This is a genomic window from Bradyrhizobium sp. (assembly GCF_049691595.1).
In the GTDB taxonomy this organism is placed as follows: domain Bacteria; phylum Pseudomonadota; class Alphaproteobacteria; order Rhizobiales; family Xanthobacteraceae; genus Bradyrhizobium.
In genome coordinates this window covers 1-6,104 of record NZ_JBAVNZ010000577.1, presented here as the reverse complement: position 1 = coordinate 6,104, position 6,104 = coordinate 1, and the positions used below count along the sequence as shown (strand labels likewise).

Sequence of the window (6,104 nt, the reverse complement as noted above, 5' to 3'; positions counted from 1 at the left end):
CCGAACCGCAGCCGCGTGCGCTCCCTCGCCTTCCCAGCCTCGAGCTCGCGGTCGCGCGCCGGCGCATGGGTATGCAGCGACGTCAGCAGCCGGCGGGCGGCGTCGGCGACTTCCGCCACCGCGCGGTCGAACGCCGCTTCGTTGGCCTGCGACGGCTTGTTGAAGCCGGACAGTTTTCGCACGAACTGCAGGGCCGAGGCATGAATTTCATCCCCGGTCGCCGGCGGTTCGAAGTTGAACAGCGTCTTGATGTTGCGGCACATGGTTGTCTCCTCTGCGCGGGCGGCGGGGGGCGGGCGGATCGCCTTCCCAAGGACGCACGGACCGTGCAAAATTCCTGCATGGCGCGCAATTCTGTCATAGAATGGGCGGCGGGTTCACCCCGTGTGCTTCGCCGCAAAAGCGAGTTCCCGATGAGCCATGTGACCTACAAGATTGTCGAGCATGACGGCGGCTGGGCCTACACCGTCAACGGCGTGTTTTCCGAACCGTTTCCGACCCACGCCGCGGCGCTTTCGGCCGCCAGGCGCGCCGCCGCCGAGCAGCGCGTGCCCGGCCGCACCGAGGCGATCCAATATGAAACGGCCGACGGCCAATGGCTCACCGAAACCGCCGCCGGCAACGATCGTCCCGAGACCGATGTCGAGGACAACGCCTGAATATTCCCCGCGCACGATGCGCGAGACCTGGAGAGACGACCGATGGACCTGTTGCGCATGGCGCTTGGCGCCGCTCTTGCCTTGACCTCGTTCGCCGCTGCGGCGGCCGACTATCCGGCGCCGAAGCAAGGCAACTGGATCGCCAGGGACTTCAAATTTCATACCGGCGAAACGATGCCGGAACTGCGGCTGCACTATACCACGCTGGGCGAGCCGACCGGACAGCCGGTGCTGGTGCTGCACGGCTCGGGCGGCTCGGCGGTCAACATGCTGACGCCGGCTTTCGCGGGCGAGCTGTTCGGCCCCGGACAGCCGCTCGATGCGTCGAAATACTACATCATCATCCCGGACGGAATCGGCCACGGCAAATCCGCAAAACCGTCCGATGGCATGAAGACGGCTTTCCCGAAATACAACTACACCGACATGGTCGATGCGCATTATCGGCTGGTTACCGAAGGGCTCGGCATCAGGCATCTGCGGCTGGTGATCGGCAATTCGATGGGCGGCATGCACACCTGGATCTGGGGCGTGAAATATCCTGAAGCGATGGACGCGCTGGTGCCGATGGCGTCGCAGCCGACCGCGATGGCGGCACGCAACTGGATGCTGCGGCGGATGATGCTGGAAACCATCCGCAACGATCCCGATTACAATGGCGGCAATTACACCGCGCAGCCGCGCATGATGAAATACGCCATCAATGCCTATCAGATCGCAACCGGCGGCGGCACGCTCGGCTATCAGACATTGGCGCCGACGACGGACAAGGCGGACAAGATGGTCGACGACCGGCTGGCGAGCCCGATCACCGCCGACGCCAACGATTTCGTCTACCAGTGGGAAGCCTCGCATGACTACGATCCGTCCGGCGGCATGGAGCGGATCGAGGCCGCGCTGCTCGCGATCAATGCCGCCGACGACGAGCGCAATCCGCCGGAAACCGGCGTCACCGAGGCCGCGGTGAAGCGGATCAAGAACGGGAAAATCCATCTGATCCCGGCCAGCACCGAGACGCGCGGCCATCTCACCACCGGCGACGCGAAATTTTATGCGCGAGAGCTGCGCGAGTTTCTGCGGGCCGCGCCGCAGCGGACCATGTAACGCCGCTCGTTCGTCGAGGTGAGCGCGATGTCGTCGAACCGCTTCCGCCGTGTCGCGCTCGGCCTGCCCGAGGCCGTCGAAGGTTCGCACCAGGGCCGTGCCGACTTCCGCGTCGGCAAGCGCATCTTCGCCAGCCTCGGCTATCCCGATGACGATTGGGGCATGGTGAAGCTCACGCCGGAGCAGCAATCGGTGCTGGTCGAGGCAGAGCCAAAAATCTTCCGCCCGGTCCCGGGCGGCTGGGGCAAACAGGGCTACACCAATGTAAGGCTGGCGAAGGCCGACCCGGTCACGCTGCAGAGCGCGCTGACCATGGCATGGAACAACGTCGCGCCGAAGTCGCGGGCCAAACTGCGCGCCAACAGGAAGTCCTGATTTCGTCGTGCAGCAACTGCTGCCTCGCGCCGGCTGACGCGGGTGCGAACCATCGCTTGGCGCGCCTGGTCGGCGATGGTATTTTGGCGAAACGCCGTTCCGGCCGGAGAAGCCATTGACCGACCTTGCCGCCTGCGATCTCGCCTCGATCTATCCAGGCCCCACCGCGCGCGTGATCGCAAAAGCACGCCCGGAGATCGACGGCCACGCCAAAAAATTCATCGGCCTGTCGCCGTTCTGCGTGCTGGCGACTTCGGGCTCCGATGGCAGCGTCGATGCCTCGCCGCGCGGCGGCCATCCCGGCTTTGTCAGCGTCGCCGGTCCGAACCTGCTGTTGATGCCGGACCGCTCCGGCAACAACCGCATCGACAGTTTCCGCAACGTGGTCGAAGGCTCAGGGCTGGTGCAACTGATCTTCTTCGTTCCAGGGATCGACGAGACGCTGCGCGTCGGCGGCAAGGGCACGCTGTCGGCGGATCCGGATCTGCTGGCATCGATGGTGGAGTTTTGCAGGCCGCCGCGCGCGGTGCTGCGCATCGAGGTGCGCGAGGCCTATTTCCATTGCGGCAAGGCGCTGATGCGCTCAAGACTGTGGGCGGCGGATACCCGGGTCGAACGCCGGGTGTTTCCGAGCATCAGCGAGGTGATCCATGAACAGACCAGCCTCGGCGAGCCGGAAGACCAGGCCGTGGTCGAGGCGCGCTACAAGACGCAGTTGTAGCGAGAATTTGAACTCAAAGAACCGACAGCGACACTGTCTCCGTCATGCCCGGCCTTGTGCCGGGCCATGACGACCGGGTTGCGTTCACCGACTCAGTGCTCGCTCTCGAGCCCGCCGACGTGCTTCTGGGTGTAGAGCTCAAGCCCGATCCGCTCGATCAGATCGAGCTGGGTCTCGAGGAAGTCGATGTGATGTTCCTCGTCCTTCATCAGGCTCTCGAACAGGTCGCGCGAGACGTAGTCCTTGACGCCGTGGCAGTGGGTTGCCGCTTCCTGGTAAAGCGTGCGCGCGGCGATCTCGGAGGCCAGATCGCACTCGATGATCTCCTTGACGTTCTGGCCGATCCGCAAGGGATCGAGCACCTGCATGTTGGGAAAACCGTCGAGGAACAGGATGCGGTCGGTGAACTTGTCGGCGTGCTCCATCTCCTCGATGGATTCCTTGCGCCAGACCTTGGCCATGTCGAGCAGGCCCCAATTATTCAAGAGCCGATAGTGCAGCCAGTACTGGTTGATCGCGGTGAGCTCGCTGCGCAGGCCCTTGTTCAGATAGTCGATGACTTTTGGGTCGCCCTGCATGGTCCACCACTCCGGGTTCTGCGGCCAAAACTGACCAGAACTAATATCTAGAACGCATCTAAATCAGATAGCGAGTGAGGGCAACCCTTCGCAAAAAGCTGTGAGGACCGAGGAATCGGACGGAGCGGGAGGTCTTCAGCAGGCCGCGAGCGCGAAGTCGGCCTGATCAGGTTCCGTTGACTCGGCGTGGCTGTGCGGGCATCCGAGGGCGCAGACTTTGGCACAGGGGCCAAGCGCTTCATCGATGATGGTCTTGATGGTGCGCGCGCATCGGCCGCATTCGGCGCTGCAGCCGAGACACCCATAGATCTGCTTCGCATTGCGCGGCAGGTCCCCGGCTGCGACCACGGCATCGCGGACATCTTGGTCGCTGAGGACGTTGCAGGAACAAACAATCATGTGAAAAAGGCGGCGGCCATCGGTGATGCTTCAATTCATCGATATTGAAGGCCGCGACGGGATGCAAAAGGAAAAACTCAACTTTGCAGCAATTCCAAACTGACGCTTGCGTTCCCTGTTTGTACACCACAAAAAGGTTAAATAACCTGTGCGCATTCGTCATCAGGCGATGCACCATCGTTCATTGATCATTCAAGCGAAATGTGAAACTTTCGCTGCGACAGACCAGTTTGCGCGCTGTCCCTGCTCCCGAGAGAAAGGTAAGGCCATGAAGAAGACATTGGTGGCACTTGCTGCCGTCGCCACGTTGGCTGTTTCGGCCGTGGCCGCCCCCGCCCATGCGCAACGCGGTGTCGCCGCGGGCGTCGCGGCGGGATTGATCGGCGGCGCCATCGTCGGCGGCGCGATCGCGTCCCAGAACGACTACTATTACGGCCCGGGCTATTATGGTCCGCGATATTATCGTCCAGCCTATGTTGCCGATCCCGGTTACTACGGCCCGCCCTGCCAGTGGCAGCGCCAGCGGTTCTGGGACGGCTATGGCTGGCGGATTCGCCGCGTCAGGGTTTGCTACTGACAAATAGGTTCTCGTTCACCTTCATTAAATCAGACAGCATGCCCCGGAAAACCATCGGTTTCCCTGGGCGCATGATGTCTGTGGCCTGAAAAAACCTTTTTTCCGGCCCATTGGCGCGCGACGTTACTTTCGATCGACCGTTGCGCGCTCGCTGGCGGGATGGCCAGTTCGAGTATGGCGTGCGAGTCACCTTAAACCCGGCGCGAACTTCAGGGCGCCATCTCCAGGAGAGATCAAGAGATGAACAACAGATTTACTGCCTTGGTCGCGATGGCAACCATCGCCGCTTCGCTGGTTTCGGCGATGCCGACGGCCAGGGCCGAAAACGGCCAGATCGCCGCCGGCATTGCCGGCGGCCTGATCGGCGGCGCGCTGCTCGGCGGCGCGATCGCGGCAAGCCGCCCGGCTCCGGTGTATGTTGCCCCTGCCCCCGTCTATGTCGAGGAGCCCGCTTGCCGTCTGGTTCGCGAACGCTTCTGGGACGGCTATGGCTGGCGCTACCGCCGCGTCGAAGTCTGCAACTGACGCTACTTGCCGGCGCATCGATCGCTGTGTTGAAAACCCGGCCGAACCTTCGGCCGGGTTTTTGTTTAACGCGCCGCGCTCATCGAACGCAGCACCGCCTCGCTCGGCCAGCAATCGACCTTCAGGCCCGCGGACTTCTGATAGGCCCCGAGCGCCGCGCGGGTCTGCATGCCGGCCTTGCCGTCGAGCTTGTCCTTGTAGAGACCGATTCGCGTCAGATGACGCTGCATCGCTTCGACATCGGCGCTGCGCAACTGCCTTGACGCCGACCAGGGCGTCGCGAACGGCAGCGGACTTGACATGCGGTCGCTGAGATGGCCGACGAACAGCACATACAGATCCGAAAAATTATACTCCTTGATGACGAAGTAATTCTTCGTGGTCAGAAACGCCGGGCCGTAGATGCCCTCGGGCTGCAGCAGCGACGCCGGCTGCGACTGCTCGCCCGCGGCCAGTTGTTGCCCGCGCACCGGCACGAAGCCTGCGCGGAGCCATTGGCCGATCGGTTTTGTCACCTCCGGCACGCCCATGGTGCAGTCGACATTGGCAGGCGCGCGCACTTCATAGGCCCAGCGCACGCCGTCCTGCCAGCCCTTGTTGACGAGCTGCTGCGCGGCGGAAGCAAGCGCGTCCGGCACCGAGTGCCAGATGTCCTTCCTGCCGTCGCCGTCGAGATCGATGCCGTGCTTGTAGAATTCCGACGGCAAAAATTGCGTCAGCCCGGTGGCGCCGGCCCAGGACGCGCGCAGGTCCTTGCGCGTCACCTCGCCGTCGCCGATCATCTTCAGCGCCAGGATGAACTCGTTGCGGTATTTGTCCTTGCGCCGGCCGACATAGGCCTGCGTCGCCAGCACGCGCAAGCCGTCGTAAGGCAGGGTGTAGCGGCCGTAGTCGGTTTCGCGGCCCCAGATCGCCAGCACGATTGGCGCGGGCACGCCGAATCTCGTTTCGATTTCATTCAGCGCGGCGCGGTGCTTCTGCATCAACCGCTGCCCCTCCGCCGCCAGCCGCGCGATCGAGGCTTCCTTCACATAGTCTGCCGGCACCTGCACGAATTCCGCCTGCGACGGCGCGCCGGTCGCGGGCCGGCCCGGCAGCAGCAGATCGGGCAGTTTGTAGTCGGGCTCCAGCCCGCGCGTTTCGCGATCGAACGTGGCGCGCGATAC

The 6,104-nt window shown here is 63.5% G+C and carries 10 protein-coding genes; 6 read left to right on the top strand and 4 right to left on the bottom strand.

The genetic code is table 11. From position 1 onward, the window contains the following. Nucleotides 1-263 (bottom strand): DUF2277 domain-containing protein (locus WCE35_RS23350; RefSeq protein WP_424595678.1); only part of this gene is annotated, 263 nt, incomplete at its 3' end. Nucleotides 264-413: 150 nt separating this feature from the next. Here WCE35_RS23350 and WCE35_RS23345 point away from each other — a divergent pair. The 4 genes from WCE35_RS23345 to WCE35_RS23330 all read left to right on the top strand — a co-directional run bounded on the left by WCE35_RS23345 (nt 414) and on the right by WCE35_RS23330 (nt 2,859). Then, complete coding sequence (locus tag WCE35_RS23345) at nt 414-659, top strand: DUF2188 domain-containing protein (protein ID WP_424595677.1); 246 nt, start codon at nt 414-416, stop codon at nt 657-659. A 42-nt stretch (nt 660-701) separates the two neighbouring features. Beyond that, nucleotides 702-1,763 carry an alpha/beta fold hydrolase gene (locus WCE35_RS23340; protein ID WP_424595676.1) on the top strand — a complete coding sequence of 354 codons (1,062 nt, stop codon included), beginning with the start codon at nt 702-704 and terminating at the stop codon, nt 1,761-1,763. A 27-nt stretch (nt 1,764-1,790) separates the two neighbouring features. Beyond that, on the top strand, nt 1,791-2,138 hold the full coding sequence (locus WCE35_RS23335) for an MmcQ/YjbR family DNA-binding protein (RefSeq protein WP_424595675.1): 348 nt from the start codon (nt 1,791-1,793) through the stop codon (nt 2,136-2,138). Between the two features lie 115 nt (nt 2,139-2,253). After that, nucleotides 2,254-2,859 (top strand): MSMEG_1061 family FMN-dependent PPOX-type flavoprotein, encoded by a 606-nt coding sequence (locus WCE35_RS23330; protein ID WP_424595674.1) that lies wholly within the window; start codon nt 2,254-2,256, stop codon nt 2,857-2,859. 92 nt (nt 2,860-2,951) lie between these two features. Here WCE35_RS23330 and bfr read toward each other — a convergent pair whose 3' ends face one another. Together bfr and WCE35_RS23320 are read right to left on the bottom strand one after the other, a co-directional pair. Then, nucleotides 2,952-3,437, bottom strand: coding sequence for a bacterioferritin (gene bfr / locus WCE35_RS23325; protein ID WP_424595673.1), 486 nt, complete (start codon nt 3,435-3,437; stop codon nt 2,952-2,954). A 135-nt stretch (nt 3,438-3,572) separates the two neighbouring features. Further along, nucleotides 3,573-3,836 (bottom strand): (2Fe-2S)-binding protein, encoded by a 264-nt coding sequence (locus tag WCE35_RS23320; RefSeq protein WP_424595672.1) that lies wholly within the window; start codon nt 3,834-3,836, stop codon nt 3,573-3,575. Nucleotides 3,837-4,104: 268 nt separating this feature from the next. Here WCE35_RS23320 and WCE35_RS23315 point away from each other — a divergent pair, with 268 nt between their 5' ends. Together WCE35_RS23315 and WCE35_RS23310 are read left to right on the top strand one after the other, a co-directional pair. Beyond that, nucleotides 4,105-4,413, top strand: coding sequence for a hypothetical protein (locus WCE35_RS23315; protein WP_424595671.1), 309 nt, complete (start codon nt 4,105-4,107; stop codon nt 4,411-4,413). Between the two features lie 240 nt (nt 4,414-4,653). Continuing rightward, the gene (locus WCE35_RS23310) at nt 4,654-4,938 is read left to right on the top strand and encodes a hypothetical protein (protein WP_424595670.1); all 285 of its coding nucleotides are present in this window, start codon (nt 4,654-4,656) and stop codon (nt 4,936-4,938) included. A gap of 65 nt (nt 4,939-5,003) precedes the next feature. Here WCE35_RS23310 and WCE35_RS23305 read toward each other — a convergent pair. After that, nucleotides 5,004-6,104 (bottom strand): lytic murein transglycosylase (locus WCE35_RS23305; RefSeq protein ID WP_424595669.1); only part of this gene is annotated, 1,101 nt, incomplete at its 5' end.

Bases quoted from the DNA above. Each gene is read 5' to 3' on its own strand.
- WCE35_RS23345 (WP_424595677.1), top strand. From the start codon at position 414: ATGAGCCATGTGACCTACAAGATTGTCGAGCATGACGGCGGCTGGGCC.
- WCE35_RS23340 (WP_424595676.1), top strand. From the start codon at position 702: ATGGACCTGTTGCGCATGGCGCTTGGCGCCGCTCTTGCCTTGACCTCG.
- WCE35_RS23335 (WP_424595675.1), top strand. From the start codon at position 1,791: ATGTCGTCGAACCGCTTCCGCCGTGTCGCGCTCGGCCTGCCCGAGGCC.
- bfr (WP_424595673.1), bottom strand. From the start codon at position 3,437: ATGCAGGGCGACCCAAAAGTCATCGACTATCTGAACAAGGGCCTGCGC.
- WCE35_RS23320 (WP_424595672.1), bottom strand. From the start codon at position 3,836: ATGATTGTTTGTTCCTGCAACGTCCTCAGCGACCAAGATGTCCGCGAT.
- WCE35_RS23315 (WP_424595671.1), top strand. From the start codon at position 4,105: ATGAAGAAGACATTGGTGGCACTTGCTGCCGTCGCCACGTTGGCTGTT.
- WCE35_RS23310 (WP_424595670.1), top strand. From the start codon at position 4,654: ATGAACAACAGATTTACTGCCTTGGTCGCGATGGCAACCATCGCCGCT.